We start from the raw sequence: 24,400 nt of genomic DNA, 5'->3' as shown, positions 1-24,400 counted from the left end.
TGGAGTAGACAGGTATAATACCATATGAGCAAATCTTGTGAGAACCAAATCCTATCATTGGAGCATCTGCGGGACGAGGACCTATGCCGTCTGGCGGCCTCCGGAGACCGCACGGCGGAGGAGACGCTGGTCACCCGGTACATCCGGTTCGTCCGCACCTGCGCGAGCCCCTTCTTTTTGGTGGGGGGCGACAGCGAGGACCTGACCCAGGAGGGGATGGTGGGGCTCATCAAGGCGGTCCGTGAATACGATGCCGAAAAAGAGGCGTCCTTCCGGACCTTTGCAGAAATCTGCATTCGTAACCGGCTGTATTCCGTTCTCCGTGCCGCGGCGCGGGATAAGCACAAGGCGCTTAATCAGTCGGTTTCTCTGGATACTCCCGAATTTGACAGTCATTCCTACACCTCTGGTACCAATAACTTGGCGCAGCGAAACCCTGAAGATTTTCTGATCGACAGGGAGCACACAGCAGCCCTCTTATCCGGTGTCCGGAAACAGTTGTCCGAATTTGAAGCGAAGATTTTGGGGTACTATTTAGACGGTCTTTCATGCAGGGAAATTGCCAGAACGGTAGGCAAGCCCCCAAAGTCCGTGGACAACGCTGTGCAGCGCATTCGACGCAAGGTGGCACAGCAGCTACTTTCCGGCGATTTCAGCAGAAGCTGAACGCAATATATTTTTCTTTTCAAAGAGAGGGTAAAATCATGTACGAAGACAAGACTTTAGTGTGCAAAGAGTGCGGCCAGGAGTTCGTGTTTACCGCCGGTGAGCAGGAGTTCTATGCTGAGCGCGGCTTCCAGAACGAGCCTCAGCGCTGCAAGGCCTGCCGTGACGCCCGCAAGAACGCCGCCCGCGGCCCTCGCGAGTACTTCACCGCTGTCTGCGCTGCCTGCGGCGGCGAGGCCAAGGTTCCCTTCGAGCCCAAGTCTGACCGTCCCGTGTATTGCAGCGAGTGCTTCGCCAAGATGCGCGAGCAGCAGAGATAACAAACTGATTTCAGGTTTTGTTTCTTGCAGAGGAACGGCGTCCGCGAAAGCGGACGCTGTTTTTTTGCCTCCGCCTGGGTGGAGGGACGTTGTCCGCCGGTCATGGGCAGGGGAGGGGGCATCCGCGCCGCGGCTGCGGGCTTCTCCGCCCCCATGGAGGGCCGCGTTTTTTCAAAAAAATCTGCAGTTTTCTTGGATCTTCTATTGAATTCACGCCTATAATAGAGTATAATACCCGCGACACGGTTATTTCCCGTTGAAATTTGGAATGGAGGAACTTTCCCATGATCGAGATCACAAAAGACACCATCATTGGTGATATTCTGGACATTGCCCCCCACACCGCTCCCATCTTCCTGTCCATCGGCATGCACTGCCTGGGCTGCCCCTCTTCCCGGGGCGAGACTGTGGAGGAGGCCTGCATGGTCCACGGCGTGGACGTGGACAAGCTGCTGGCCCTGGTGAATGAGGAGGCCAACAAGGCCCAGTAAATGAGACTGCCTGCCGGGACGCATACGGGTGACCGTATGCGTCCTTCCGCGGAGTCCGCGACAGAGGGAATGCTGATGGCAAGACACTTGGAACTCACCCCGCGCCTGGCCCTGATCGCCGGCTGGGTGCCTCCCGGCGCAAAGCTCGCTGATGTTGGCACGGACCACGCCTACCTGCCTGTGTGGCTGACGCTCCATGGCCGCGTGACCTCTGCCATTGCCAGCGACCTGCGGAGGGGGCCTTTGGAACGGGCCAGAGAGACCGGCCGGACCTACGGGGCGGCGGGCATCGGCTTCCGCCTGGGGAACGGCCTGACCGGCATCCGGCCGGAGGAGGCCGACACCATCGTCATCGCCGGTATGGGCGGGGAGAACATCGCCGCCATCCTGGCCGCCGCGCCCTGGACGGCGGACGGGCAGCACACCCTGCTGCTCCAGCCCCAGAGCCGGGCGGAGGAGCTGCGGCGCTTCCTGATGGACCACGGATATGCCATCGTCCGGGAGGCCCTGGTGGAGGACCGGGGCACCATCTACCCGGTGATAGAGGCCGGGGCGGGGGAGATGACCCTCTCCCTGGGCCAGCTGTGGGGCGGCGCCAAGCTGCTGCGGGACCCCCTGGGGGACCGGTACATCATAGAAAAGATCATCCGTCTGCAGGGGGCCGTGGCGGGCCTGAACCGCTCCGCCGCCCCCGCGGACCGCGAAAAAGCCGACACGCTGCGGGACATTCTCACCGCGCTGCTGGCCATGCGAGAGGAGTGGCGCCATGCCAACTGTCCGTGAAATTGAACAGGCCCTGTTTGACGCGGCCCCTCGGGAGCTGGCCATGGACTGGGACAATGTGGGCCACCTGCTGGGGGACCCGGACCAGCCTGTCTCCCGGGTCTGCGTGGCCCTGGACATCACCGAGGCGGTGGCGGACGAGGCCATCGCCGCCGGGTGTGAGCTGATCGTGGCCCACCATCCCGTCATGAACTGCCGGTGGCTGCCGGTGCAGACCGTCCGGGACGACACGCCCCAGGGCCACCTGCTGCTGAAGCTGCTGCGCCATGGCGTATCCGCTATCTGTATGCACACCAATCTGGACGCCGCCGAGGGGGGAGTCAACGACGTTTTGGCCCAGACGCTGAAGCTCGTTGACCCTGGGCCCTTCACCGACAACCAGGTGGGCCGGTGCGGCCTGCTGCTGGAGCCTATGGCCCTGGCGGATTTCGTCCGCTTCGTCTCCCAGGCCCTCCACTGCAATGGCGTGCGCTACGCTGACGCCGGACGGCCTGTCCGCCAGGTGGCGGTGGGCGGCGGCGCCTGCGGCGAGTTTGAGGACGCCGCCATCGCCGCCGGATGCGACACCTTCGTCACCGCCGACCTGAGCTACCACCAGTTCCTGGACGCCCGCGGAAAGGGCATCAACCTCATCGACGCGGGGCATTTCCCCACGGAGGACCCCATCTGCGCGGAGCTCGTCTCGTATCTGTCCGGCCGGTTCCCTGAACTGACCGTTGAAAAAGCCGCTTCCCACCGGGAAGTCATTCAGTACTATGTTGAAGGAGAATAACACCCATGTCTGGACATTCTAAATGGCATAATATCCAAAAGACCAAGGGCGCGCAGGACGCCAAGCGCTCCGCCGCGTTCACCAAGATCGCCAAGGAGATCATCGTGGCCGTGAAAGAGGGCGGCGGCTCCGGCGACCCCAACAACAACTCCCGCCTGGCCACGGTCATCGCCAAGGCCAAGGCCGTGAACATGCCCAACGACAACATCAAGCGCACCATCGACAAGGCGCTGGGCGCCGGCAGCACCGAGAACTATGAGGCCGTCACCTACGAGGGCTACGGCCCCGGCGGCGTGGCCGTCATCGTGGAGGCCCTGACCGACAACCGCCAGCGCACCGCTCCCGAGGTCCGCCACGCCTTCGACAAGTGCAACGGCAACATGGGTGCCCAGGGCTGCGTCTCCTGGTCCTTTGACCGCAAGGGCGTCATCGTCATCGACAACGAGGAGGGCGAGCTGGACGAGGACACCGTGATGATGGACGCCCTGGACTCCGGCGCCGAGGACTTCGAGGCCGACGGCCCCGCCCTGGAGATCACCTGCGACCCCGACGCCTTCAACGACGTGGTGAAGGCCCTGGAGGGGAAGGGGTATGTCTTTGCCAGCGCGGAGATCGAGATGGTGCCCCAGAACTACATCACGCTCTCCGACGAGGGCGACGTGAAGAACATGGAGAAGCTCATCGACATGCTGGAGGACAGCGACGATGTGCAGAACGTGTGGCACAACTGGAACAACGACTGATTCTTTGGATACCAAAAAGGGGAGCGGCGAAAGCCGTTCCCCTTTCTCTTGCCCAAAACTGAACAAAAGTTTTGTTTTGTTTTATCTTGCTCGTTTGCCGCGCCCTTCACCATGCCCGCCGCCCTTCCCAAAACGATCACCATTCCCTTTACCATAACCATAACCATTACCTTAACCGGAGAATTCTCCTAATTTTTCAGAAACCTCCTAGTTTTTCAGAAACCTCTTAATTTTTGAAAAACCTCCTGGTTTCTCACAAACCTCCTGATTTTTGAAAAACTTCTTAATTTTTCAAAAAGTTGCACGAAACTATGCGAATCACAGGGGAGGGGACGGAAGCTGTGAGGAGGAATCAATATGGAGAATCTGAAAAAGAGCTTTGTGGTATATCTGGACGCCTACCCCCATGTCCTGACGCTGACCCCGGAGGAGCGGGGCCAGCTGTTCACCTGCCTGTTCTGGTACGCCGGCAACGCCGCCGGGCGGGAGCACCCCATGGACGTCACCGCGGCGGGGGCCCAGTGCAGGGAGCTGTCCCCCAGGGCGCTGATGTGCTTTTACTTCATGGCGGACGCCATCGCCCGGGACACGGAGAAATGGGGGGAGAAGCGGAAGAGCTACCAGCGCTCCGCCGCCAAGCGGCTGGAGCGGCGGCAGGCCTTTCAGGGGCCGGGCGTGGACGTCTACCCCACGAAGGCGGAGGAAAAAGCCCTGCTGGGGGACTGATTCTACCGCTGGTCGGTTGCCTTTCGGCGGCTCCGGCGGTACACTGGAGGCGAGGTGAGCACATGAACAAAGAAAAACTGGGCGCGTTCATCGCGGAAAACCGGAAGGCCCTGGGCCTGACCCAGCGGGACCTGGCGGAAAGGCTCCACATCACGGACAAGGCCGTCAGCAAGTGGGAGCGGGGCCTGAGCTATCCGGACGTGACGCTGCTGGACCCTCTGGCGGCGGCCCTGGACATGGGCGTGGAGGAATTGATGGCCTGCCGCAGGCAGGCGGTGAAAGAAGAGGATGAGACCATGCGGACACTGCTTGATATTTCCCGGGACAGCGTAAACACGGAAAAACGGCGGGGGTGGAGGCGCCTCATCGCGGCGCTGGCCCTGCTGCTGGCAGCGGCGCTGGTGATCCTGCATACGGCCGCATACCAGACCGTTGAGGAGACCAGTTCGATCAAACTGAAGGAGACCGTGGACGGGGTGAACTACCTCTATGTGGAGGAGTCCTGGAACAGGGACCATCTGCTGCGGCTGAAGTGCGGGGACGGCGTGGACTTCGCCGCCGTCCAGCTGACCAATGAATGGGGAGATGAGAACACCTTCCAGCTGTCCTACCGCTGGAACCGCTGGACCCGGCAGGGCGTGGTCACGTCCTGTCAGCCCTTCGGCCATGTGGTGGGCAGAATCATGGACGCGAGCTATGAGGTGGAGTGCCAGCCGCTGTTCGGCTATCCCCAGGTGTTTTTCACCGTTGAGAACTTCTACCCCAACCCTTACAGCGAACCCCGGGGCAGGGTCTTCCTCTGCGACGCCCGCTTCTGGGTGGAGAAGGACGGCCAGCCCCTGGATACGGATCTGCTCAATGAGGTAGTGGACGGCAGCTCCCCCTATCCGGAGACGGTGAAGGAGACCATCCTGCAGGTGGAGGACTGCCTGAACGCCGCCATCGCGGACGCGGACGGCGACGGCGAGAACGAGGCCGTCATCCGCACCCGCTGGGCGGAGAAGCCCTACATCGTCTATGACATGGTGGACGGGGAGCTCCTGGAGACCTGGCCGGACACGGTGCCGGAGGAGGTCCGGCAGCGGCTGGCCTGCGCGTGGGAGGGGTGAGAGCCTTTTCGGGCCGCTCGCGCCGCGCTGCGGAGCGGTATCCAGGGAAGCGGTTCCGGCATCCATAAAATATGCCTCTCACCCCACAGCGTTTTCTTGCAGGCTGTGGGGTGAGAGGCAATATAGCCGGCACAGTTGAAAGGGAGCACAGGCTCCTTTTTATAATCAAATCACTTTTCAAGTGTCACAGCGCGCGTGCGCTGTGACAGGCCACGGACCGCGGCCTTGATTTGCATTTCATAGTCAATCACTGTGCGCTTTACGCACAGCGGGTATCGTCCGCTTGAAAAATCCCATGCGATTTTTCAAGTGAATGGACGATAATTGCGTTGACGATCTCATGCCCGTGCCAGCTTTCTGATCCAGCTGTCCCAGGTCTCGGTCTCCATGTGGAACCGGGCGGCCTGATCCTCCCGGTGGCGGGCCTGGCTGTCCTCCAGCTCCCGGCTTGTCCTGCCGCCGATGAGGATCAGATGGAGCTTGATATCCTTCTCCGGATCCACCAGAAGCCGGTGTTTGGGGCCGGGAAAGGCACGGTAGGGGCGCTGGCCCGCCTCCACGGCCCGGCGGACCTGGTGGACAAACCGGCAGAATTCCTCATAGTGGCGCTCCACCCAGGAGGCCCGGCGGACCAGCTGATCCCGTCCCTCCTGGACAGCGGCCCGGAAGGAGCCGTAGTGGTCGGTTCGGCGCAGGGCGTGCTTCCCGCCCTTCAGCTCGATCAAATAGACGTCCATGCGGGACCTGCCTGTCAGCAGAGCGAAATCCACGCGCCCCGTATCCCCCACAGGGAACTCGGAAAAACAGATGTATTCGTCAGCGGGACGGGCGTACCGCTCCGCAAGCAGGGAGGGGTCCTCCTTCAAAAAGGCGGCCAGCGCCTGTTCTGTGGGCCGTGCGTCCAAAAGGGCCGTCAGCTCCGCCCTGGTATGCCGCGCCGCCGCGATCTCCAGGCGGCGTTCCGAAACCTCCGGCGGCTCTGTAAATCGAAGGACCTGCAGGGCGGGCGTTCCCTCCAGCGCCTGCCGGATCTCCGCCTGTAAACGGGGGTCCTCCGGGCCGTCTTCGGAAAACTCCTCCGGTCCGCAGTCCAGCAAAGTCTCCGCAGCTTTGCGGGAGATGCTCTGTCAGTCCGGCCGGCCGGTGCCGTGGAGCGTCACCAGGTCAAAGCTCTGCGGAAAAAATTTGGCAGGGGGGTAGTGCTCGATGATCCGCGCCTGTGCCGGTATTTTTTGGGCGTCCACCAGCTGTTCGCAGATCCGCTCCACCGCGTTGGTCACAGAGACGGACGGATTTTCATCCAGCTCTGACAAGACCGCATACACCTCCGCCTGTTGATTGACAAACAGACGCACCCGGCAGATGCCGTATGCAGACAGCACTCCCTTGCAGCGGAACCGGAAAATAAAATCATTGATCTTCAAAAAAGCCTCCCATCGGTCGCTCAGATGCGCAGGTATTTCCACATGTCCGCCTGCAGCTCCCATTTCAGCTGGTAGAATTCCGGGGCGGCCATGTGCAGGTCCGTCATGATCTCCTGATCGCTGTCCCTGCGGCAAAAGCCCCGGACCATGTTATATTTGGGACTGCCAAGACGCTCCATATAGTCCCAGAAATCGATGCCCCGTGTAAAATCGCCCTGCATGGGAAAGAGCACATCGATGGCGGGCCTTTGGGACCGGCCCACCGGTTGATTCAAAGAAAATCTGCTCTCCACCGACATGCGGCGGTTCCGCTCACACTTTAAAGCCTCAATGGCTTCATTCAGCCGGGTGTGCAGGTAGGCGTCCCAGTCGCAGCAGCCCTCAAACAGATGATAGGAGCTGTCGGCCTCATAGTAGGCCAGCCAGACGGCGCTGGTAAATTCCTCCTTGTCCAGTGCGGCGGCGGACCGGCGGCGCAGCGTTTCGATCATGGCGTCGATTTGTTCCTGTTCCCCGCTGCGAAATGGGGGCCTCCTCATATCACTGCCCCTTTTTCTGCTTGACGGTTGACTTTAAACTCTTCTCCAGAGCACGGGCCATGGAGCTTTGCACGGTGTTTTCCAGCGTGCCGACCCAGGCGTTGGCCGCTGGATCCCATGTCATGGCGTACCGGGCGGGCAGGGAGATCCCGGCGGACACCAGCCGGCGGGAGAAAGCCGCGTCTTTTATGCGGCCGCCCTTTGGGAATTTGTAGGTGGGGGAATCGGAGATACGGAGGGCCAGGAGCGTACAGTCCGCGCGGATGCGGAATTCCAGATCCAGGGAGGGCACCCGCTTGACCACCTGTTCATACAGGCGCTGGTTCATGGCAACGTGGCCGCTGGCACTGACATTCAGCGACATGCTGTTCAGCGATGCGGAGGGGTGGGGCACGAGTTCCATTGCGGAGAAGTCGATAGATGCGGCGGCAGGCGTCATGATCAATACCTCCATTTCAAGTATGGGGCAATTTTAAGCCGCCTTTCCACAAATATCAATTGATAAGAATGCTAAAATATTGGAAAAAGTTCATGTACTATTTTGAGTTGAAAATACGATAAAAGACAACAAATATATGATAATATAAAAGTTTTTCAAGGATTGCATCCCTGGGAAAAAGAGAAGAGCCCCGGTCTCGTGTTCCGAGACCGGGGCCATATCAACGCGAGCAAAACTGTAAGCCGGGTTCTGTATTTGACAGTCATCTATCTAGACGCACCGTTGCCGGTACGCTCAAGCCACCCCGGGAGCGGCCGGGCCAGCCCTGGGGTCTCCCCCTGCTCCCATACCGGTGTTGCTCCGGATAGAGTTTACAGCGACGGACAGTTCCCAGCCGTCGGGTGCGCTCTTACCGCACCTTTCCACCCTTACCGGTGCGGCTAAACCGCACCGGTAAGGGTGGAAACCTTCCGATCCCTGCGGGATCGGCCGCTGCGGCGGAGTTGATTGAAATCGTGAAAGGCGGGCCTCGCCGGCCCCCTTTCACACTATCCCCCGCTTTTTGCCTGCCTGCATACGCAGGAGCGGCAAATTTCCATGTTCCTTATCAGCACAGTTTAACCGCACTGGCGGTATATCTCTGTTGCACTTTTCCTGAAGTCGCCTTCGGCGGGCGTTACCCGTTATCCTTGCCCTGTGGAGCCCGGACTTTCCTCATGGACGGCCTTTCGGCCTGCCCACGCGACTGTCTGTTTTCCTCGCGGTGTCTATTGTACAGGATGGACGGGGGATTGTCAACCAGAAAGCGGCGCTTGCCCTGGCCGGAAAATACAGGTATAATAGATTATCACCAATCAAGGAGGCGATCTTATGAGACGACCCATGGCGTACCTTCTGGCGCTTTGGCTGCTGGCCCTGACCGGCTGCGCAGAGACCCCTGAAACCAAACCGGAGGACACCCCGCCCACAGAGACAGCGCCCGTTGTCGAAGATGCCCGTCCGCCGGTGGCCCAGCCCGAGACGCTGGACGGCTTTCTGGCGGGCCTGACAGGGGCGGACATCATGGAGGTGTGGTTTGCGGATGAAGAGGCCGCGCCCTCCAACAGCGAGATCGCCGCCATACTGAATGCCGCTGCGGCCAACACCGTGGCGCATAAGACCAGCAATGACCCGTATATGGAGAGCATCTGGTGGCTGGACATCTATCTGGGCGATTCCGGCGACGACGCGCTGTACCTGTACGCCGGACTGGAGGAGGATGTGGTGGAGATCCTGGGCGGTGCGAATGTGCTGGGAAACCGCATCTGCGTGAAGGACAGGCCGCTGTACTGGCTGGTGCGGACCGCCCAGGATCCCCCCGACGGCGAGATCGATCAGGCGGCCTACGAATCATACAGGGAAGCGGTGGACGGGTATCTGGCCGGTCTGCCCCAGTATCCCAACGTCCGGCGGGAGCTGACGGCGTTTTCCCAGGTGGCGGAAAGCCAGCGCCTGAACGCCCAGGTGTATGCCATCGGCTGCGTGTGCATCGCGGACCCGCCGGAGGAGCCTCCTGCAGGCATTCTGGCGGGCGGCGCGTTCATCGACAGTCAGCTGCGCGTCCACGAGGATGGCAACAGCGCCCTCAACATGCTGGTGATCGTGGACGGCCGGGTGGTGGGCTTCACCGGGTGGGAGAGCCTGGAATATGGCTCGCTGGAGCAGTTTGAAACCAAGGAGGAGCTGATCAGGACCGTGGAGAGCGGCATGCTGTGGTTCTGACCAGACCCGTCGCACCATCACCATATCCGGCAGGCCCTGGGGCGGAAACGCCCTGGGGTCTGTTTCTCCTTCCAGAGCGGTAAAATCCGCATCCGGCGTTGTAATTTTCCAGTCCTTGCGGTATAATTTCTTCATGTGCAATTTCCCGCCCTCGGGCGGAGACATAAGGAGCGAGACCATGACATTTGAGGAATATCTGCGTGCCCTGCAAGGCAAGACCGTGGCCGTCATCGGCATCGGCGTCTCCAACCGGCCCCTCATCCAGCTGCTGTGCCAACGGGGCGTGGCCGTCACTGCCTGCGACCGGAAGAGCCGGGAGGCCCTGGGAGCCATCGGAGACCAGCTGGAGGCCATGGGCGCCAGGCTGCGCCTGGGGCCGGACTATTTGAAGGACCTGACGGAGGACGTGATTTTCCGCACCCCCGGCATGCGCCCGGACCTGCCGGAGCTGACCGCCGCCGTGGCGCGGGGGAGCCTGCTGACCAGCGAGATGGAGGTCTTTTTTGAGGTCTGTCCCTGCCCGAAGATCGCCGTCACCGGCAGCGACGGCAAGACCACCACCACCACCATCATCGCGGAGCTTTTGAAACGGGCGGGGAGGACCGTCCACCTGGGGGGCAACATCGGCCACCCGCTGCTGGCGGAGACCGGGGAGATGGACCCCGGCGACGTGGCGGTGCTGGAGCTGAGTTCCTTCCAGCTGATGACCATGACCCACAGCCCCCATATCGCCGTGGTCACCAATCTGGCCCCCAACCACCTGGATGTGCACAGGGACTTTGCGGAGTATATCGCCGCAAAGGAGAATATCTTTACACACCAGACGGGGGAGGATATTGCCGTGTTCAATGCCGACAATGACCTGACGGCGGAGGAGGCCGCCCGGGCCATCGGCCGGGCGCGGCTCTTCTCCCGGAGGCGGGAGCTGGCGGACGGCGTGTTCCTAAGAGGAGAAGCCGTCATCGCCCGCCGCGGGGACCAGGAGCGGGAGGTCCTGCGGACCTCGGACATCAGGCTCCCCGGGGTCCACAATATCGAGAACTACCTGGCGGCCATCGCTGCCGTGGACGGTCTGGTGCCGGACGGCGTCATTCGGGACTTCGCCCGGGAATTCGGCGGCGTGGAGCACCGCATTGAGCTGATCCGCACCCGGCGGGGCGTCCGGTGGTACAACGACTCCATCGCCTCCAGCCCCAGCCGCACCATCGCGGGGCTGAACTCCTTTGACCGGAAGGTCATCCTCATCGCCGGAGGCAAGGACAAGGGCATCTCCTATGAGAGCCTCGGCCCGGTGGTCAACGAGCACGTCAAGCTGCTGATCCTCTGCGGCGCCACCGCCGGGGTCATCCGCCGGTCCGCGGAGCAGGCCCCCAACTACGCGGGGCTGGAGATCGTGGACGTGGCGGACTACCACCAGGCCGTGGCCCTGGCCGACAGCCGGGCAGGGGAGGGGGACGTGGTGATCCTGTCCCCCGCCAGCACCTCCTTTGACCGTTTCGCCAACTTTATGGAGCGGGGCCGGGTATTCAAGGAGATCGTGAACGCCCTGCCGGAGTAAGGACATAGGGCCAAGCCGCTCCCGCATAGGATGCCGGGAGGGGAGGCGGCCGATATGAGACCGGGTTTTTTCCACTACCGGCGGCGGATGGACCGCCGCTTTCTGGCGCGGGCGCTCCTGTTTGCGTTGACGGCCCTGGTGCTGGCGCTGGTGATCTTCGCCACGTCCCAGCTCCGCCCGCTGCTGGAGAGCCTTGCCACCACGCGGGTGAGCAACACCGTGAACCGCATCGTGTTCGAGGCTGTGAACGAGGCCATCGCCAACGGCGAGATCAGCTACGAGCAGCTGATCTCCTTTGAAAAGGACAACGAGGGCAAGATCACCGCCGTCCACAGCAACATGGCGGCCTGCAACCGCCTGCAATCGGAGATCCTGGACATCATTCTGGCCCGCATCGACCAGGTCTCCGCCCGGGAGCTGTCCATCCCCATCGGGACCCTCTCCGGCTCCACGCTGCTGGCAGGCCGGGGACCGCGGATCTCGGTGCGGATGGAGTCCGTCGGCTCCTCCACGGCCAAGTTTGAGAACGAGTTCATCGACGCGGGCATCAACCAGACCAAGCACCAGATCGTGCTGAACATCGACGTGTACGTCAGCATCCTGCTGCCGGGCTTTACCACCGTCACCCAGGTCTCCAACGCCGTCACCGTGGCGGAGACCGTCATCGTCGGCACCGTGCCGGACACCTACACCTATTTTTCCTCCGCACCGGAGACCTACACGGAGGATGCGAAGGACCATATTTTGAATGGGAATTGAGACAATTGGAAATGTGGGGATTTGGCGGGGACCGGCCCCGGTCATTCCGCCCCAGGCGGAATACAGCGATCCCGCATTCCCGGGAGGTATGAAATGGACTACCGTGAGGAAATGAAACAGCTGCGGGACACCCTGAACGAAAATGGCTACCGCTATTACGTGCTGGACGCCCCCACCATGAGCGACTATGAATACGACATGCTGAACCGCCGCCTGGAGGAGCTGGAGGCGGAGCACCCGGAGGAGATCACCCCGGATTCTCCCACCCAGCGCGTCGGCGGCAAGATCTTAGAGGGCTTTTCCCCTTACACCCATGAGGTGCCCCTGGAGAGCCTCCAGGACGTGTTCAACGCCGAGGAGGTGGCGGAGTTCTGCCAGCGCATGGACGAGGCCCTGGGCGCCCCCGTGGAGTATTCCGTGGAGCCGAAGGTGGACGGCCTGTCCGTGGCCCTGGAGTACCGGGACGGCGTGTTTGTCCGGGGCGCCACCCGGGGCGACGGCCGGGTGGGGGAGGACGTGACGGAGAATCTGAAGACCGTCCGCTCCATCCCCATGACCCTTCCGGAAAAGCTGCCCCGGCTCATCGTCCGGGGAGAGGTCTACATGTCCCGGGCGGTGTTCGAGGAGATCAACGCCCTGCGGGAATTGCAGGGAAAGCCCCTGATGGCCAACCCCCGCAACGCCGCCGCCGGGTCCCTGCGGCAGCTGGACTCCAAGATCTGCGCCCAGCGGAAGCTGGACATCCAGGTGTTCAACCTGCAATTGGCGGAGGGCCGGACCTTTGCCTCTCACGCCGAGACGCTGGACTATCTGGCCTCCCAGCGGTTCAAGGTCATCCCCCACAAGACCCTCCACGGCACCTCCGCCGTCCAGACGGAGATCGACCGCATCAACGACGGGCGGATGGACTACCCCTTTGATATCGACGGCGCAGTCGTTAAGGTGAATTCCTTGTCAGACCGCACCACTCTTGGCTCCACCGCCAAATTTCCCAAGTGGGCGGTGGCCTTCAAGTACCCGCCGGAGAAGAAGCCCTCCAAGGTGCTGGACATCGTGGTGCAGGTGGGCCGCACCGGCGTGCTGACCCCCAAGGCGGTGCTGGAGCCGGTCCGCCTGGCGGGCACCACCGTCACCAACGCCACCCTCCACAACCAGGACTATATCACAGAAAAGGATATCCGCATCGGGGATACGGTCATCGTCCAGAAGGCGGGGGAGATCATCCCGGAGATCGTGGAGGTGGTTTTGGACAAGCGCCCCGACGACACCCAGCCCTACACCCTGCCGGAGGTCTGCCCGGTCTGCGGCGCTCCCGTCCGGCGGGACGAGGACGGCGCGGCCCTGCGCTGCACCGGCGCGGAGTGCCCCGCCCAGCTGCTGCGGAACATCACCCACTTCGCCAGCCGGGACGCCATGGACATCGACGGCTGCGGCCCCGCTGTCATCCAGCAGCTGGTGGAGAACGGCTTGATTTGTAATGCCGCCGACCTTTATAATCTCCATGCCGCAGAGGTTGCCAAGCTGGACCGCATGGGCGCCAAGTCTGCGGAGAACCTGATCCGGGCCATTGAGAAGTCCAAGGCCAACGACCTCTCCAAGCTGATCTACGGTCTGGGCATCCGGCAGGTGGGGGAAAAGGCCGCCAAGGTGCTGGCCATGCACTTCAAGACCCTGGACGCCCTGTCCGCCGCCTCCGTGGAGGAGCTGACGGAGATCAACGACGTGGGGGCCGTCACCGCCCAGTGCATCGTGGACTATCTGGCCCAGTCCCAGTCCCGGGACCTGCTCCGCCGCCTGAAGGAGGCGGGGGTGAACATGGAGAGCACCGCCCAATTGGTGGACGAGCGCTTTGCCGGGATGACCTTCGTCCTCACCGGCACCCTGACCCGCTTTGACCGCAAGACCGCCCAGGCCCTCATCGAGGAGCGGGGCGGCAAGGCGGCCGGCTCCGTCTCCAAGCGCACCACCTACGTGGTGGCGGGGGAGGCCGCCGGCAGCAAGCTGAAAAAGGCCCAGGAGCTGGACATCCCCGTCCTGACGGAGGACGACTTCGCAAAAATGCTGGAGTGACGGCGGCTCCGGAGCCTGCCGCCGCATCAGTGATTCAGGAAAGGGAGCTTGTATGATGCCGGAGAGATTTATCGCCTTTGATGTGGAGACGCCCAACGCCGCCAACGACCGCATGAGCGCCATCGGCGTGGCGGTGGTGGAGGGCGGGGCTGTGGTGCGGGAGTTCGCCACCCTGGTGAACCCCGAGACCTATTTCAACGCTTTCAACGTCCAGCTCACCGGCATCACCCCGGCCATGGCGGCGGAGGCCCCCACGTTCCAGGAGCTGTGGCCCATTCTGGGCCCCATCCTGGACAGCGGCCTGCTGGTGGCCCACAACGCGCCCTTTGACATGAGCGTGCTGTCCAAATGCCTGCGGGCCTACGGCATCTGCTGGCGGCCCGTGGCGGACTACGCCTGCACCTGCCGGATGGGGCGGCGGTGTTTTCCCCAGCTGGAGAACCACCGTCTGAACACCCTCTGTACATACCTGAACATCCCCCTGGACCACCACCGGGCAGGGAGCGACAGCCGTGCCTGCGGGGAGATTTTGCTCCGGTGCCTGGAACAGGGCGCGGACGTGGAGAAGTTCCGCCGCCATTACGACCTGCTCTGTGCCCGCACCATCTCCTATCGTCAATGGACTTGAAAAATCCCAAGTGATCTTTCAAGGGGCCTTCGCCCGTGGTCTGCAATAGGCAAACAGTGATTGGCTATGAAATCTAAATACAGGCCGCACGCCGCGGCCTGACACCGTGTATACCCACCGATAAGCTTGGAAAGCAGTTTTGCTTTACTGCCTTTCAAATTATTTGATTACAGCATGGAGAAGCACCTATGAAGGAAACTGCGTTTCAGATCGGACACATCCCCGCCCTCCTGTACGGCGGCGACGCGGAGTCGGTCTATCTGTTCGTCCACGGCAAACACGGCAGCAAGGAGGGGGCAAGGCCCTTTGCCGAGACCGTCTGCCCCAAGGGGTGGCAGGTGCTGGCCGTGGACCTGCCGGAGCACGGCGCCCGCCGGGGCGGGGCGGAGCCCCTGGACCCCTGGCACGCGGTGCCGGAGCTGCAAGCCGTCTGGACGGATCTCCAGGCCCGCTGGCCCCATGCGGCCCTGCGGGCCGACAGCATCGGCGCCTGGTTCAGCATGCTGGCCCTGGGAGACGCGCCGCCGGAGCGGAGCCTGTTCGTCTCGCCCGTGCTGGACATGGCTGCCCTCATCCGGCGCATGATGCAGTGGGCAGGGGTGACGGAGGCGGACCTGGAGGCCCGGGAGACCATCGGGACCGCCTTTGGGGAGACCCTGTCCTGGCGGTACTACCAGTACGCCCTTTCCCATCCCATCCGGCACTGGCCCAGTCCCACCGCCATTTTGTACGCCGGACAGGACAACCTGACGCCCCGCCCGGAGGCGGAGGACTTTGCCGCCCGCTTCCACTGCGGCCTGACGGTCATGGAGGACGGGGAGCACTGGTTCCACACCCCGGAGCAGCTGGCGGTCCTGGACCGCTGGACCGGCGTCCAGACCGGGCCTGCCGCCCCGCCGCTGACGGCGGAGGAGTGTTTGTTTTTCACCGGAAGGCCGGAGGCGCTGGCCCTCTATGAGCGCCTCCGGAGCCAGATCCTGGGGGAGTTTCCAGGCGTTGGGATCAAGGTCCAAAAGACCCAGATCACCTTTGCGGAGCGGTACGGCTTTGCCTTTGTGTCCCATCCCCGGCGGAAGAAGGAGACGGGCATCCTGGTGTCCTTCGGCCTCTCCCACCGGCAGGAGTCCCCTCGTATCCCATACGCCTCGGAGCCGTACCCCGGCCGCTGGACCCATCACACGCCGGTCCGGACGGCGGGGGAGACCGACGGAGAGCTGCTGGATTGGCTCCGGGAGGCCCGTTGGTTCGCCGGTCAGAAATAGGAGGGAGACGCATGTTGGAAGTGGTGGCCGCCCTGATCCGGGACGGCGAACGGTTTTTGGCCTGCCAGCGTCCGCCCCACAAGGCCCGGGGGCTTCTCTGGGAGTTCGTGGGCGGCAAGGTGGAGCCGGGGGAGAGCGGGGAGCAGGCCCTGGTCCGGGAGTGCCGGGAGGAGCTGGATGTCACGGTGGCAGTGGAGGGCGTCCGCATGGAGGTCGTCCACGAATATCCGGACCTGACCGTCTGCCTGACGCTGTTTGACGCCTCCATCGCCCAGGGTACGCCCCAGAAGCTGGAGCACAGCGACATCCGCTGGATCACCCTGGAGGAGGCGGAGGAGTACCCCTTCTGTCCCGCGGACCGGGTGATTTTGGACAGGCTGAAAGAGAGCGGAGCCTGCCGCAGCAATCTTGGCTAACCGCACCAAAAAATCGAATTTGAAGAGGGGTCCATGTGGAAATTCAGATACTTGATTATCCGTTTTCAGTATGTAAAGTAACCGACTATTCACTGGTCAATCTTGAAAGCGAGTATTGTTTTATCGGCAAAACGGATGAAGAAAATTCACTGGTATGTATTACAAAGGATGTTCCGGCAAATTCAACGGAACGCGATGATGGCTGGAGAGCTTTTAGAATACAGGGGATCCTGGATTTTTCGCTGATAGGGATCTTGTCTAACATATCGACGCTGTTAGCAGAAAATGAAATTGGAATTTTTGCGATTTCTACTTACAATACGGACTATATTTTGACCAAAGAGGAGCACTATGATAAGGCGGTAGATATCTTAGTGAAAGCGGGATATCATGTCGTTTAACGTGACAGCTTCCGGTTTGCAGGGCCGTTGCCTATTATGGCATCAAACCAAGCGGTTCCAGGTCCGTTTCAAGACCTTCACCGGCCGGACGGCCCGGACCATCCACAAGACCGACCACTGTAAGGAGACGCTGATATGAACATCGAACAGAGCGTGCAGGCCCAGCTGCTTGCCATGCAGGACCTGAAATACCGGGATTTCCAGTGCAGGCTCATGCCCACGGTGCCGCCGGAGACGGTCATCGGCGTCCGGACGCCGGCGCTGCGGAAATACGCAAAGGCCTTTGCCAAGACCCCGGAGGCGGCGGAATTCCTGAAAATCCTGCCCCACCCATACTATGAGGAGAACAACCTCCACGGCTTTCTGATCGAGTCCATGAAGGACTACGGCCAGGCCGTGGCGGCGCTGGACGCGTTTCTCCCCTATGTGGACAACTGGGCCACCTGCGACCTCATGCGCCCCAGGGTCTTTCAAAAGCACCTGCCGGAGCTGCTGGCCGACATCCGCCGCTGGATGGCCTCGGACCACCCCTACACCGTCCGGTTCGGCATCGAGATGCTGATGACCTTCTATCTGGACGAGCACTTCCGCCCGGAGTACCTGGACTGGGTGGCCGCCGTGGAGAGCGGGGAGTATTATGTAAACATGATGGTGGCTTGGTGCTTTGCCACGGCCCTGGCCAAGCAGTACGCCGCGGCCCTGCCGTACATCGAAGGACGCCGCCTGGAGCTGTGGACCCACAATAAGGCCATTCAGAAGGCCATTGAGAGCTATCGCGTCACCGATGAGCAAAAGGCGTATCTGCGCACATGCAAGATCCCGAAGTAGAGGAACGGACGCAGCGGCTGTGTGCCGCTGCGTCCGTTTTCGCTTATTTGTCAAAAGCGGGGTTCATATAGTAGACATTTTTCTCGTTCATCTTGTCCTTCGCCAGACGCAGGCCCTCGCCGAAGCGCTGGAAGTGGACGATCTCCCGGGCCCGCAGGAACCGGATGGCGTCGTTCACGTCCGGGTCGTCGGACAGGCGCAGGATATTGTCGTAGGTGAGGCGGGCCTTCTGTTCCGCCGCCAGGTCCTCCGTCAGGTCGGCGATGACGTCGCCGGTGACCTGCATGGTGGAGGCGGACCAGGGGTAACCGGAGGCGAACTGGGGATACACGCCGGTGGTGTGGTCCACAAAGTAGGTGTCGAATCCGGCGGTGCGGATCTGCTCCTCCGTGAGATTCCGGGTCAGCTGGTGGACGATGGTGCCAACCATCTCCAGATGGCCCAGCTCTTTAGCACCATAAAAATAGAGATGAAAGACAAACTAAAAAGGGAGACGGGGGTGGATGGTGATGGTCATATCGCTTGCTTTGTATCGGCCGCCGGTGGTTTTGGTGTAGATGACATCCTTCAGCACGCTGTGCAGGAGGGTGTTTTTTTCTTCCGGCGTTTCGGCCAATGTGTAGCTGTCCAGCACATGGCGGACGGCGGGGGCGATGAGGCTCTTAGCCTGGATCTGCTGTTCCAGGGTGGTCATTGCGGAGGTAACGGACTGGATGCGTTGTTCCAAATCGAGCCGGCGGCGGGATAGCTCCTGGCAGCGGGAGGTAAAGAGGTCAATGCTGTACACGCCCTGTTCCACCAGATCATAGGCCCGCTGTTCCTGCTGGGAGATCTGTTCCATTTCCCGCTGCAGCACAGAAATGGAACGCTCCAGAGATGCTTGCTCGGCGGCCTCTGCCGCTGTGGTGTCATCAGGCGGAGTCTGTTCAAAGTCCGCCAGCCAGCTGCGAAGAGCTTGAAGAATGGCGGCCTCCACAGTATCCAGGTCAGACCCCATGGTGGGGCAGGAGGGATAGGGACAGATCAAGCCGTCCTTATGGCCGTTCCGGTAAGGGCGGCGGACCATCTTTCGCCCGCAGCATCCGCAGGTCACTAGCCCTGCCAGCGGGCTTTTGATGCCCAGCTGTTTTGGGCCGGGACGGCTGGGATTGCTTTTCAGCAGCGCGGCGGCCTTATCGAAGGTCTCCTGGGAGATGACCGGTTCATGGAGGCCGCGGCACAGCTTCATGGTCTCGCTGTCCTCCTTGGTCCGGGGACGGGTCTTAACGACGGCTCCGTCCCGCAGCACCTTCACTTGGGGACGGTTTCCCCAGCGGACCCATCCGGCATAAGCGGGGTTCCGCAGGATATCCTTGACGCTATTCGGCGTCCAGTCACGGCCGCCGGGGGAGGGGATTCCCGCTTTGTTCAGGAGCGTCACGATCCTGCTGGCACCGAGCCGCCGCAGGGAGCCGCTGGGCGTGGGCTGCCCCTCGGTATACCAGCGGAAAATATCCGCTACCACCTGTGCGTTCTCATTTGGCCGCAGAGTCCATCCCTTTTGTCCCTCCAGCTTGATCCGGTCATATCCGTATGGGGCGCGGTTGGAGGGCCATTTCCCCTCATTCACAGAGGCGAGGCGGCCCAGCTGCTGGCGGCGGTTGATGGTCTTATACTCCCGGCGGCTCATAAACAGGCCGAACTCGAAATACTCCTGGTCAAATTCGCTTTGGGGATCATAGGTCTTGACGGGTGTGATGATGCGGGTGCCGCTGAACTGGAAGGCCCGGGAGACCAGGCCCTGGTCGATGGTATCGCCGCGGGCAAGGCGCTCCACCTCCATCACCAGGACGCCCGCCCACTGTCCGGCCTCCACATCGTGGAGCAGCTCCTGCATGACCGGGCGGGAGGTGATGGTTTCGCCGGATTTGACACCCTCTTCATAAATGCGGCCAATGTTCAGGTGCATGGCCTTGGCGAGAGACAGCAGCTTTGTCCGGTGGCGGAGCAGGGTATCCCCCTGGCCGTGGGCCTCGGCCTCCAGGTCGCTGCGGGATTTGCGGAGGTAGATGCAGTAATCCCGCCCGAAGGGGACGATTCTGGAATTTTCAGAGAGCATGGGATCACCGGCCTTTCAAAAGAAATAAATGATAATAAATTATAAAAAATTAGAAAATTTTGATTGCATTTTTCAAAAAGCCGCATATAATAAAGATACAGGTTTATGCTTTTTAGCATAATCTGTGTTGACAAGAATTACCCCCCGGCCTATTCTTGTCCGCCCGACCCCAAAGAGGAAAGCCCCTGCCTGATAAGTGGGGAGCCAAAAAAGAGGAGAGCCTCTGCCTTGAGTGAGGAGCCAAAAAAGAGGAGACCCCCTGCCTTGAGTGGGGAGCTAAAAAGCGGGGTAACGCAAGTTGCCCCGCTTTTTCACAGCGGGAGGGAATCGCTTGGAAAAACTAAAGATATACAGGATACGAGAAGGATACATAGAGTATCTGCACAATATAGACAAACGGGTGCAGTACAATAAGGGGGAACGGAGGCCGTATCTGGGCGTTGTATTGGAGATAGGACAGCATAAGTATTTTGTACCGATGGAATCCCCAAAGCCGAACCATAAAAACATCAAAAACAATGTCCATATTATGCGGATCGACGGCGGGAAGTACGGCCTTCTGGGATTCAACAATATGGTCCCTGCCAAGGATTTCTTTCTGGTCTCCTTTGATATCGCCAAAGAACCGGATGCGCGTTATAGAAATCTGCTGTGGAATCAGTTGAATTTCTGCAACGCCCACAAGGAAGAGATTTGGAAACACGCCAGAAAGACCTATGAGGGCGTTACAGTGAAGCAGATTCCATTTTTGGTGAAGAATTGCTGCGATTTTAAGTTGCTGGAACAGGAATACGTGAAATATTACTTCAAAACAACAATTCAGTGAGAGGCAAGCCGCTGGGGAGACCCGGCGGCTTTTATTTTTTGAAGTCTATGTAGATAATCCGGCCTATTCGCCGGATGCGGAGGGGGAGGGCTTTTGGTATTCTTTCTGTACAAATGCGAATTCTGCCTGTTTCATAATATAGTTTTGCCCAGCAGTATTGACTTGTCGATAAATACTTAATAGTAATCGTTCATCAGTCGGTAATAAATCATCTGAATTATTGCAAAGTGAAACATTGGTATAATAGGAATTTCTCTGGTTGGTTTTATTGAGAAGCCAGCTTGGGTCAACATCTAAAATTTTTGCAATAGAATCAATTACAGGTAGTTTAGGGCGCTTTATAGTACCTGCTTCATAACGTTGAACGGTAGAGCGGGCAATTCCGATGGAAATCGCAATATTGTCTAAAGTAAGCCCACGTTCTTCACGACATAGTTTAATGCGCTTTCCGGTTAAAATAGGATTATATTCATTCATAAGTATCAGCTCCTTGACAGTGACTATACCACATTAAATTGCACAATGCAATACAAAAAACGAAAAAGTTGCATAGAGCTATTGACAAACTGAACTATATGTTGTATATTGTAGAAAATTGCATAGTGCAACACCGAGAGGAGGATAAACATGAACACAAAAGCTATCAAGCAGTTGATGAAAGAAAAGAAGATTACTCAAAGTGAAGCAGCAAAAAGGCTAGGAATGTCACAATGTGTTCTGTCTCAAAAAATTAACAATAAACGCCCTGTAACAGTTTATGAAGCAGAGAGGCTTCAGGAAATTCTTGAAATAGAAGATAAAGAATTTAGGTTCTATTTTTTATCGCGCGATGTTGCGTAACGCAACATCAGAACGTCCTCACAAGAGGACAACAAAAAAACAGCCGAGGGGGGAAATCCCTCGACTGTTTGAGAATTGATATGGATCAGCTCTTCACCTGGCGGTCGTATTCCTGAATCGCGGAAACAACGATATCAGAAAACACCTGCGCCAGCTGCTGGGGAGATGCCTGCTTGCCGCTGTTGGCGGCGCGGGTAACCTTTTCCAGCGCAGCCTTTTGAGTTGTAGCGGAAAGCATCTCAAAATCAACCATGATCTCACCTCCTTACCTGCGACGGTAAAAAACGGTGAATATGGCCAACACAGATTTTTCCGCGTTCAGTGCGCAGGCAAGGGGGCGAGGCTTGCCGCGTTTACGCCCGTTTTGTTGGTCGTTCCAGATTCAATTCGTTTTGTTGTCCTCTTGCGAGGATGTTTATGAACATAGTTTATTGCAGAGAAGAATGAAAGTCAACATACGAACAAATGTTTTACAAATTATTCATATATCTGAGAAAACAGCGAGAGCAAGTGAGGAGGACGAAAATGACTATGGAACGAACGATATTGTGCCTGCTCTGCGGGATCATGGCCGGGCTTTTAATTGGCTGGGGGATATGGAAATACACGGAAAAGCGCAGAAGAAAGCGCCTTCCGGCGTGCGAGGTGCGGAAGGCGCCCAAAGTGCTCTATGTACCGGAAAAGGACGTCAGGGGAGATGGTCCAGCAACAGACGGGACAGCAGCGCCGCCGGAACAGAAAGAGCCTGTTCCATCGCGGAGCCAGGAAACTTTTGAAGAAGCCTATTCCACAGAGTGTTTTTTCGGAGTTCGGCGCAGTAATCCAAACCAGCGGCGGTCACCTGCTTTACAACATACGCCTTCGGCGCAGGGTCAGCGGAAGCAGGAACAGCAAAGTGTTGCTTGGGAGAGCGGCTTGGTATGGAAATGCCGTCTGTGGTTAGCTGTATCAATTTTTTGCTGCGGAGGTATTGTGCTGCTTCAAACAGGTCTTCACGGGCGTAATCGGAAAACTCCGGGAGATCAGGGAGGCTCCTGATCTTAACGGGACGGGGCATCTTGCCAGAGGCTGTCGGCCGCAAATGTTCCGACAGGTAAAGCAATAAGTCTCGGGCGCAATTCTGGTTCATACATTCCATCCTTTCCCATTCTGATAGGGATACACACAGTTTAATCCAAAATTTAGAAAATTGCAATTTGTGATTTTTCTACGAGAACACAAAGGGAGGTGTGCCCATGCTGAATTGGCTGGTTGAGATCAGAGGCAAGCGGTCACAGTACGAAGTTGCGAAAGAAATCGGCATTGCGCAGAGCACCTACGCTTCTATTGAAGTAGGGAGCAGAAATCCATCAGTCCAGATGGCAAAGCGTATCGCTACGGAGTTGGGGTTTGAGTGGACACGGTTCTTTGAGGAAAACAGCGAGAGCGCGTGAGGACTGGAAGAAATAGGACAATCTGACAGCCGCATAGGCTGACTGGGGGGTGGATGCGTTGTATCAGGAAAAAGGGAATATCGTGGCGGAGTACAACATCAACGGCGTCCGCGTCCTGGTCTCCGACGCCGCCTATGCGGGGAAATCAGCAGAGGAATTGGACGCCATCCGCAAGGAGGCCAGGCGGATCGCCTGGGATATCGCCGTCCGCTATGAGGCGCGGCGGCAGGCGGCGGAGCAGAAAAAGGAGGGCCAGCGTGAAGAATTTGAGCAAGAAAGCATTAAATGAGCTGTTCCGGCGGTTGCTGGAAGATGCAAAGGGCGATATCAGGCGTTTTGCAAAAGAAAATAATAGGACCTCCGCAATGCTGTGCTACGGCAAGATCTGCGGCTATACGGACGTGATGCGGAAACTGGAGCTGATCGACTGGGAGCAGAGCCGCTTTATCCAGGACGAGGCGTTTGCACTGGCTCAGGGGAAGGAACCGGAATATGAGGCGTGTTAAACGTTATAGAGGGAAGAAGCCTCGGGGTGGGCTGTCACCGGAGACCGTGATGCTGATCGCCGTTTTGGCAATGATGGCAATTTTGACCATGACCATGCGGATCAACCGGCAGTGGACAGGCCGGAGCGTCCGGGGGCAGCTTTATCAGGCGGTTTTTGTGACGCCTGACGGGTAATAGAAAGGGGGGCGGCAAATGGCAAAAAGCAAGGATATCCTCTGGGAGGTGGGCTGTGAGGGCCACACGGACGCCTGGGTGGTGGCGGACAGCTGGGAGCTTGCCACCGTGGCGGCAGCGCGGTTTTGGGGCGTGCCCTGGAGGGAGGTGGCCTCCCAGTGCGAGATGAAGAGTAAGATCATAGGGGCGCCGCGGAATATCTGCTGCCGGTGCGGCCGGACCTATTTCGGCGGACCGCCTATGTGCGAGGTGTGCAAAAAGGACGTGAAGCTGGAGGAGGAGCATCTTCGGCGGAGGCTTCATAGGGCATACCGGATGGGAAAGGTCATGTGACGCCCTGGCGGGGGCGCGGGAGTTAAGGGTTCCCGCAAAAGCCGCAGCTTTTGTGGGAAGAGGAGGAAGAACGGAGCGGGCGGATATCCGGCGAACAGCCGGATGAAGCAGAGCGGAGCTTCTTTTGACGAAAATGGAGTGAAACAGATGATCGAACAGGCTATTGAAAAGCTTCGGGAGCAGCAGAGCGGAGTGAAGGAGCGGTCGGCTCCATGGATGGTCGCGGAGCAGCTGATGGACATCTGCCGGAGAGAGCCGGCCAGCGCGGAGCTGATCGCCCAGGACCTGGAAAATGCGTCCATGTCCATCGTGGAGGCAGAGAAGAAGATCAAGGCTTTTGCGGACAAGCACAAAACCGGTAATTTCGCCTGTGTGACACCGGCGGAAGCAGAGGATATCCTGCGGGAATTCTATGGACTTGGCACCAGCGAAAAGACCGGTCTGGGGGATCGCCGTCCAAAGCTCATTGATCTGGCGGACTTCCTGTGAGGTGG

35 protein-coding genes and 1 other RNA gene are annotated in these 24,400 nt (G+C 59.5%); 26 read left to right on the top strand and 10 right to left on the bottom strand.

Features of this window, described 5'->3' with window-relative positions:
* Positions 1-24 precede the first annotated feature (24 nt).
* The 8 genes from Q0Z71_RS10975 (at position 25) to Q0Z71_RS10940 (ending at position 5,610) form a co-directional block, all read left to right on the top strand.
* Complete coding sequence (locus Q0Z71_RS10975; protein ID WP_298022359.1) at positions 25-666, top strand: sigma-70 family RNA polymerase sigma factor; 642 nt, start codon at positions 25-27, stop codon at positions 664-666.
* Positions 667-704: 38 nt separating this feature from the next.
* The gene (locus tag Q0Z71_RS10970) at positions 705-986 is read left to right on the top strand and encodes a zinc-ribbon domain containing protein (protein ID WP_213038449.1); all 282 of its coding nucleotides are present in this window, start codon (positions 705-707) and stop codon (positions 984-986) included.
* A gap of 284 nt (positions 987-1,270) precedes the next feature.
* Positions 1,271-1,477, top strand: coding sequence for a DUF1858 domain-containing protein (locus Q0Z71_RS10965; RefSeq protein WP_298022353.1), 207 nt, complete (start codon positions 1,271-1,273; stop codon positions 1,475-1,477).
* A 75-nt stretch (positions 1,478-1,552) separates the two neighbouring features.
* Positions 1,553-2,260 carry a class I SAM-dependent methyltransferase gene (locus tag Q0Z71_RS10960; protein WP_298022348.1) on the top strand — a complete coding sequence of 236 codons (708 nt, stop codon included), beginning with the start codon at positions 1,553-1,555 and terminating at the stop codon, positions 2,258-2,260.
* On the top strand, positions 2,244-3,032 hold the full coding sequence (locus tag Q0Z71_RS10955; RefSeq protein ID WP_298022345.1) for a Nif3-like dinuclear metal center hexameric protein: 789 nt from the start codon (positions 2,244-2,246) through the stop codon (positions 3,030-3,032). The genes Q0Z71_RS10960 and Q0Z71_RS10955 overlap by 17 nt, the downstream gene beginning before the upstream one ends.
* Positions 3,033-3,037: 5 nt before the next feature.
* Positions 3,038-3,775 carry a YebC/PmpR family DNA-binding transcriptional regulator gene (locus Q0Z71_RS10950; protein ID WP_298022342.1) on the top strand — a complete coding sequence of 246 codons (738 nt, stop codon included), beginning with the start codon at positions 3,038-3,040 and terminating at the stop codon, positions 3,773-3,775.
* A 357-nt stretch (positions 3,776-4,132) separates the two neighbouring features.
* On the top strand, positions 4,133-4,501 hold the full coding sequence (locus Q0Z71_RS10945) for a DUF6291 domain-containing protein (protein WP_298022339.1): 369 nt from the start codon (positions 4,133-4,135) through the stop codon (positions 4,499-4,501).
* A gap of 62 nt (positions 4,502-4,563) precedes the next feature.
* Positions 4,564-5,610 (top strand): helix-turn-helix domain-containing protein, encoded by a 1,047-nt coding sequence (locus tag Q0Z71_RS10940; protein WP_298022336.1) that lies wholly within the window; start codon positions 4,564-4,566, stop codon positions 5,608-5,610.
* A 338-nt stretch (positions 5,611-5,948) separates the two neighbouring features.
* Here the strand turns inward: Q0Z71_RS10940 and Q0Z71_RS10935 are convergent, their stop codons facing one another.
* The 5 genes from Q0Z71_RS10935 to rnpB all read right to left on the bottom strand — a co-directional run bounded on the left by Q0Z71_RS10935 (position 5,949) and on the right by rnpB (position 8,773).
* Entirely contained in the window at positions 5,949-6,707 is a 759-nt protein-coding gene (locus Q0Z71_RS10935) for a Shedu anti-phage system protein SduA domain-containing protein (RefSeq protein WP_298022332.1), read from the bottom strand.
* A 30-nt stretch (positions 6,708-6,737) separates the two neighbouring features.
* Complete coding sequence (locus Q0Z71_RS10930) at positions 6,738-7,034, bottom strand: hypothetical protein (RefSeq protein ID WP_298022329.1); 297 nt, start codon at positions 7,032-7,034, stop codon at positions 6,738-6,740.
* A gap of 20 nt (positions 7,035-7,054) precedes the next feature.
* A complete protein-coding gene (locus Q0Z71_RS10925) occupies positions 7,055-7,573 on the bottom strand; it encodes a hypothetical protein (RefSeq protein WP_298022327.1) in 519 nt (172 codons plus the stop codon).
* A 1-nt stretch (position 7,574) separates the two neighbouring features.
* The gene (locus tag Q0Z71_RS10920; RefSeq protein ID WP_298022324.1) at positions 7,575-8,012 is read right to left on the bottom strand and encodes a hypothetical protein; all 438 of its coding nucleotides are present in this window, start codon (positions 8,010-8,012) and stop codon (positions 7,575-7,577) included.
* A gap of 222 nt (positions 8,013-8,234) precedes the next feature.
* Positions 8,235-8,773, bottom strand: an RNA gene (gene rnpB / locus Q0Z71_RS10915) — RNase P RNA component class A.
* Positions 8,774-8,882: 109 nt separating this feature from the next.
* On the opposite strand from rnpB, the gene Q0Z71_RS10910 reads away from it, so the two are divergent.
* The 10 genes from Q0Z71_RS10910 to Q0Z71_RS10865 all read left to right on the top strand — a co-directional run bounded on the left by Q0Z71_RS10910 (position 8,883) and on the right by Q0Z71_RS10865 (position 17,695).
* Positions 8,883-9,773: a hypothetical protein gene (locus tag Q0Z71_RS10910; RefSeq protein ID WP_298022320.1), complete on the top strand. Its 891-nt coding sequence runs from the start codon at positions 8,883-8,885 to the stop codon at positions 9,771-9,773.
* 178 nt (positions 9,774-9,951) lie between these two features.
* On the top strand, positions 9,952-11,331 hold the full coding sequence (gene murD, locus Q0Z71_RS10905) for a UDP-N-acetylmuramoyl-L-alanine--D-glutamate ligase (RefSeq protein ID WP_298022318.1): 1,380 nt from the start codon (positions 9,952-9,954) through the stop codon (positions 11,329-11,331).
* A 54-nt stretch (positions 11,332-11,385) separates the two neighbouring features.
* Positions 11,386-12,090 (top strand): sporulation protein YunB, encoded by a 705-nt coding sequence (gene yunB / locus Q0Z71_RS10900; RefSeq protein WP_298022315.1) that lies wholly within the window; start codon positions 11,386-11,388, stop codon positions 12,088-12,090.
* A gap of 93 nt (positions 12,091-12,183) precedes the next feature.
* Entirely contained in the window at positions 12,184-14,160 is a 1,977-nt protein-coding gene (gene ligA, locus Q0Z71_RS10895) for an NAD-dependent DNA ligase LigA (RefSeq protein ID WP_298022312.1), read from the top strand.
* A 55-nt stretch (positions 14,161-14,215) separates the two neighbouring features.
* Positions 14,216-14,788 carry a 3'-5' exonuclease gene (locus Q0Z71_RS10890; RefSeq protein ID WP_298022309.1) on the top strand — a complete coding sequence of 191 codons (573 nt, stop codon included), beginning with the start codon at positions 14,216-14,218 and terminating at the stop codon, positions 14,786-14,788.
* A 188-nt stretch (positions 14,789-14,976) separates the two neighbouring features.
* Positions 14,977-16,050: a DUF5655 domain-containing protein gene (locus Q0Z71_RS10885; protein ID WP_298022306.1), complete on the top strand. Its 1,074-nt coding sequence runs from the start codon at positions 14,977-14,979 to the stop codon at positions 16,048-16,050.
* 11 nt (positions 16,051-16,061) lie between these two features.
* Positions 16,062-16,466, top strand: a complete 405-nt coding sequence (locus Q0Z71_RS10880) for a (deoxy)nucleoside triphosphate pyrophosphohydrolase (RefSeq protein ID WP_298022303.1) — start codon at positions 16,062-16,064, stop codon at positions 16,464-16,466.
* A gap of 35 nt (positions 16,467-16,501) precedes the next feature.
* On the top strand, positions 16,502-16,867 hold the full coding sequence (locus Q0Z71_RS10875) for an ACT domain-containing protein (protein ID WP_298022300.1): 366 nt from the start codon (positions 16,502-16,504) through the stop codon (positions 16,865-16,867).
* The gene (locus Q0Z71_RS10870) at positions 16,857-17,006 is read left to right on the top strand and encodes a hypothetical protein (RefSeq protein ID WP_298022297.1); all 150 of its coding nucleotides are present in this window, start codon (positions 16,857-16,859) and stop codon (positions 17,004-17,006) included. The genes Q0Z71_RS10875 and Q0Z71_RS10870 overlap by 11 nt, the downstream gene beginning before the upstream one ends.
* The gene (locus Q0Z71_RS10865; protein WP_298022295.1) at positions 17,003-17,695 is read left to right on the top strand and encodes a DNA alkylation repair protein; all 693 of its coding nucleotides are present in this window, start codon (positions 17,003-17,005) and stop codon (positions 17,693-17,695) included. Before Q0Z71_RS10870 ends, Q0Z71_RS10865 begins: the two co-directional genes overlap by 4 nt.
* Before the next feature lie 43 nt (positions 17,696-17,738).
* Here the strand turns inward: Q0Z71_RS10865 and Q0Z71_RS10860 are convergent, their stop codons facing one another.
* A complete protein-coding gene (locus tag Q0Z71_RS10860) occupies positions 17,739-18,140 on the bottom strand; it encodes a manganese catalase family protein (RefSeq protein ID WP_298022395.1) in 402 nt (133 codons plus the stop codon).
* A 36-nt stretch (positions 18,141-18,176) separates the two neighbouring features.
* Positions 18,177-19,793 (bottom strand): recombinase family protein, encoded by a 1,617-nt coding sequence (locus tag Q0Z71_RS10855; RefSeq protein ID WP_298022292.1) that lies wholly within the window; start codon positions 19,791-19,793, stop codon positions 18,177-18,179.
* A 331-nt stretch (positions 19,794-20,124) separates the two neighbouring features.
* On the opposite strand from Q0Z71_RS10855, the gene Q0Z71_RS10850 reads away from it, so the two are divergent.
* Positions 20,125-20,619, top strand: a complete 495-nt coding sequence (locus tag Q0Z71_RS10850; protein ID WP_298022289.1) for a type III toxin-antitoxin system ToxN/AbiQ family toxin — start codon at positions 20,125-20,127, stop codon at positions 20,617-20,619.
* A gap of 63 nt (positions 20,620-20,682) precedes the next feature.
* Here Q0Z71_RS10850 and Q0Z71_RS10845 read toward each other — a convergent pair whose 3' ends face one another.
* Positions 20,683-21,096 (bottom strand): helix-turn-helix domain-containing protein, encoded by a 414-nt coding sequence (locus Q0Z71_RS10845; protein ID WP_298022286.1) that lies wholly within the window; start codon positions 21,094-21,096, stop codon positions 20,683-20,685.
* A 150-nt stretch (positions 21,097-21,246) separates the two neighbouring features.
* On the opposite strand from Q0Z71_RS10845, the gene Q0Z71_RS10840 reads away from it, so the two are divergent.
* Entirely contained in the window at positions 21,247-21,459 is a 213-nt protein-coding gene (locus tag Q0Z71_RS10840) for a helix-turn-helix transcriptional regulator (protein WP_298022283.1), read from the top strand.
* 85 nt (positions 21,460-21,544) lie between these two features.
* Here the strand turns inward: Q0Z71_RS10840 and Q0Z71_RS10835 are convergent, their stop codons facing one another.
* Positions 21,545-21,712, bottom strand: a complete 168-nt coding sequence (locus Q0Z71_RS10835; RefSeq protein ID WP_298022280.1) for a hypothetical protein — start codon at positions 21,710-21,712, stop codon at positions 21,545-21,547.
* Positions 21,713-22,147: 435 nt separating this feature from the next.
* Entirely contained in the window at positions 22,148-22,588 is a 441-nt protein-coding gene (locus Q0Z71_RS10830; RefSeq protein WP_298022277.1) for a hypothetical protein, read from the bottom strand.
* A gap of 106 nt (positions 22,589-22,694) precedes the next feature.
* Here Q0Z71_RS10830 and Q0Z71_RS10825 point away from each other — a divergent pair, with 106 nt between their 5' ends.
* From Q0Z71_RS10825 to Q0Z71_RS10800, 6 genes are all read left to right on the top strand, one after another.
* Positions 22,695-22,892, top strand: coding sequence for a helix-turn-helix transcriptional regulator (locus tag Q0Z71_RS10825; RefSeq protein WP_298022275.1), 198 nt, complete (start codon positions 22,695-22,697; stop codon positions 22,890-22,892).
* Between the two features lie 58 nt (positions 22,893-22,950).
* Positions 22,951-23,181, top strand: coding sequence for a hypothetical protein (locus Q0Z71_RS10820; protein WP_298022272.1), 231 nt, complete (start codon positions 22,951-22,953; stop codon positions 23,179-23,181).
* Positions 23,150-23,398 (top strand): hypothetical protein, encoded by a 249-nt coding sequence (locus Q0Z71_RS10815; RefSeq protein WP_298022269.1) that lies wholly within the window; start codon positions 23,150-23,152, stop codon positions 23,396-23,398. The genes Q0Z71_RS10820 and Q0Z71_RS10815 overlap by 32 nt, the downstream gene beginning before the upstream one ends.
* Positions 23,385-23,573 (top strand): hypothetical protein, encoded by a 189-nt coding sequence (locus tag Q0Z71_RS10810; RefSeq protein ID WP_298022266.1) that lies wholly within the window; start codon positions 23,385-23,387, stop codon positions 23,571-23,573. The genes Q0Z71_RS10815 and Q0Z71_RS10810 overlap by 14 nt, the downstream gene beginning before the upstream one ends.
* An 18-nt stretch (positions 23,574-23,591) precedes the next feature.
* Positions 23,592-23,906, top strand: a complete 315-nt coding sequence (locus tag Q0Z71_RS10805; protein ID WP_298022264.1) for a hypothetical protein — start codon at positions 23,592-23,594, stop codon at positions 23,904-23,906.
* A gap of 147 nt (positions 23,907-24,053) precedes the next feature.
* Positions 24,054-24,395, top strand: a complete 342-nt coding sequence (locus Q0Z71_RS10800; RefSeq protein WP_298022261.1) for a hypothetical protein — start codon at positions 24,054-24,056, stop codon at positions 24,393-24,395.
* Positions 24,396-24,400: the final 5 nt, after the last annotated feature.

The organism is uncultured Dysosmobacter sp. (assembly GCF_947631635.1).
Taxonomy (GTDB): domain Bacteria; phylum Bacillota; class Clostridia; order Oscillospirales; family Oscillospiraceae; genus Oscillibacter.
Note: the sequence above shows the minus strand (reverse complement) of the source record. Positions and strands in the feature narration are given on the sequence as shown.

Bases quoted from the DNA above. Each gene is read 5' to 3' on its own strand.
- Q0Z71_RS10975 (WP_298022359.1), top strand. From the start codon at position 25: ATGAGCAAATCTTGTGAGAACCAAATCCTATCATTGGAGCATCTGCGG.
- Q0Z71_RS10970 (WP_213038449.1), top strand. From the start codon at position 705: ATGTACGAAGACAAGACTTTAGTGTGCAAAGAGTGCGGCCAGGAGTTC.
- Q0Z71_RS10965 (WP_298022353.1), top strand. From the start codon at position 1,271: ATGATCGAGATCACAAAAGACACCATCATTGGTGATATTCTGGACATT.
- Q0Z71_RS10960 (WP_298022348.1), top strand. From the start codon at position 1,553: ATGGCAAGACACTTGGAACTCACCCCGCGCCTGGCCCTGATCGCCGGC.
- Q0Z71_RS10955 (WP_298022345.1), top strand. From the start codon at position 2,244: ATGCCAACTGTCCGTGAAATTGAACAGGCCCTGTTTGACGCGGCCCCT.
- Q0Z71_RS10950 (WP_298022342.1), top strand. From the start codon at position 3,038: ATGTCTGGACATTCTAAATGGCATAATATCCAAAAGACCAAGGGCGCG.
- Q0Z71_RS10945 (WP_298022339.1), top strand. From the start codon at position 4,133: ATGGAGAATCTGAAAAAGAGCTTTGTGGTATATCTGGACGCCTACCCC.
- Q0Z71_RS10940 (WP_298022336.1), top strand. From the start codon at position 4,564: ATGAACAAAGAAAAACTGGGCGCGTTCATCGCGGAAAACCGGAAGGCC.
- Q0Z71_RS10925 (WP_298022327.1), bottom strand. From the start codon at position 7,573: ATGAGGAGGCCCCCATTTCGCAGCGGGGAACAGGAACAAATCGACGCC.
- Q0Z71_RS10920 (WP_298022324.1), bottom strand. From the start codon at position 8,012: ATGACGCCTGCCGCCGCATCTATCGACTTCTCCGCAATGGAACTCGTG.
- Q0Z71_RS10910 (WP_298022320.1), top strand. From the start codon at position 8,883: ATGAGACGACCCATGGCGTACCTTCTGGCGCTTTGGCTGCTGGCCCTG.
- murD (WP_298022318.1), top strand. From the start codon at position 9,952: ATGACATTTGAGGAATATCTGCGTGCCCTGCAAGGCAAGACCGTGGCC.
- yunB (WP_298022315.1), top strand. From the start codon at position 11,386: ATGAGACCGGGTTTTTTCCACTACCGGCGGCGGATGGACCGCCGCTTT.
- ligA (WP_298022312.1), top strand. From the start codon at position 12,184: ATGGACTACCGTGAGGAAATGAAACAGCTGCGGGACACCCTGAACGAA.
- Q0Z71_RS10890 (WP_298022309.1), top strand. From the start codon at position 14,216: ATGCCGGAGAGATTTATCGCCTTTGATGTGGAGACGCCCAACGCCGCC.
- Q0Z71_RS10885 (WP_298022306.1), top strand. From the start codon at position 14,977: ATGAAGGAAACTGCGTTTCAGATCGGACACATCCCCGCCCTCCTGTAC.
- Q0Z71_RS10880 (WP_298022303.1), top strand. From the start codon at position 16,062: ATGTTGGAAGTGGTGGCCGCCCTGATCCGGGACGGCGAACGGTTTTTG.
- Q0Z71_RS10870 (WP_298022297.1), top strand. From the start codon at position 16,857: ATGTCGTTTAACGTGACAGCTTCCGGTTTGCAGGGCCGTTGCCTATTA.
- Q0Z71_RS10865 (WP_298022295.1), top strand. From the start codon at position 17,003: ATGAACATCGAACAGAGCGTGCAGGCCCAGCTGCTTGCCATGCAGGAC.
- Q0Z71_RS10855 (WP_298022292.1), bottom strand. From the start codon at position 19,793: ATGCTCTCTGAAAATTCCAGAATCGTCCCCTTCGGGCGGGATTACTGC.
- Q0Z71_RS10845 (WP_298022286.1), bottom strand. From the start codon at position 21,096: ATGAATGAATATAATCCTATTTTAACCGGAAAGCGCATTAAACTATGT.
- Q0Z71_RS10840 (WP_298022283.1), top strand. From the start codon at position 21,247: ATGAACACAAAAGCTATCAAGCAGTTGATGAAAGAAAAGAAGATTACT.
- Q0Z71_RS10835 (WP_298022280.1), bottom strand. From the start codon at position 21,712: ATGGTTGATTTTGAGATGCTTTCCGCTACAACTCAAAAGGCTGCGCTG.
- Q0Z71_RS10830 (WP_298022277.1), bottom strand. From the start codon at position 22,588: ATGAACCAGAATTGCGCCCGAGACTTATTGCTTTACCTGTCGGAACAT.
- Q0Z71_RS10825 (WP_298022275.1), top strand. From the start codon at position 22,695: ATGCTGAATTGGCTGGTTGAGATCAGAGGCAAGCGGTCACAGTACGAA.
- Q0Z71_RS10810 (WP_298022266.1), top strand. From the start codon at position 23,385: ATGAGGCGTGTTAAACGTTATAGAGGGAAGAAGCCTCGGGGTGGGCTG.
- Q0Z71_RS10805 (WP_298022264.1), top strand. From the start codon at position 23,592: ATGGCAAAAAGCAAGGATATCCTCTGGGAGGTGGGCTGTGAGGGCCAC.
- Q0Z71_RS10800 (WP_298022261.1), top strand. From the start codon at position 24,054: ATGATCGAACAGGCTATTGAAAAGCTTCGGGAGCAGCAGAGCGGAGTG.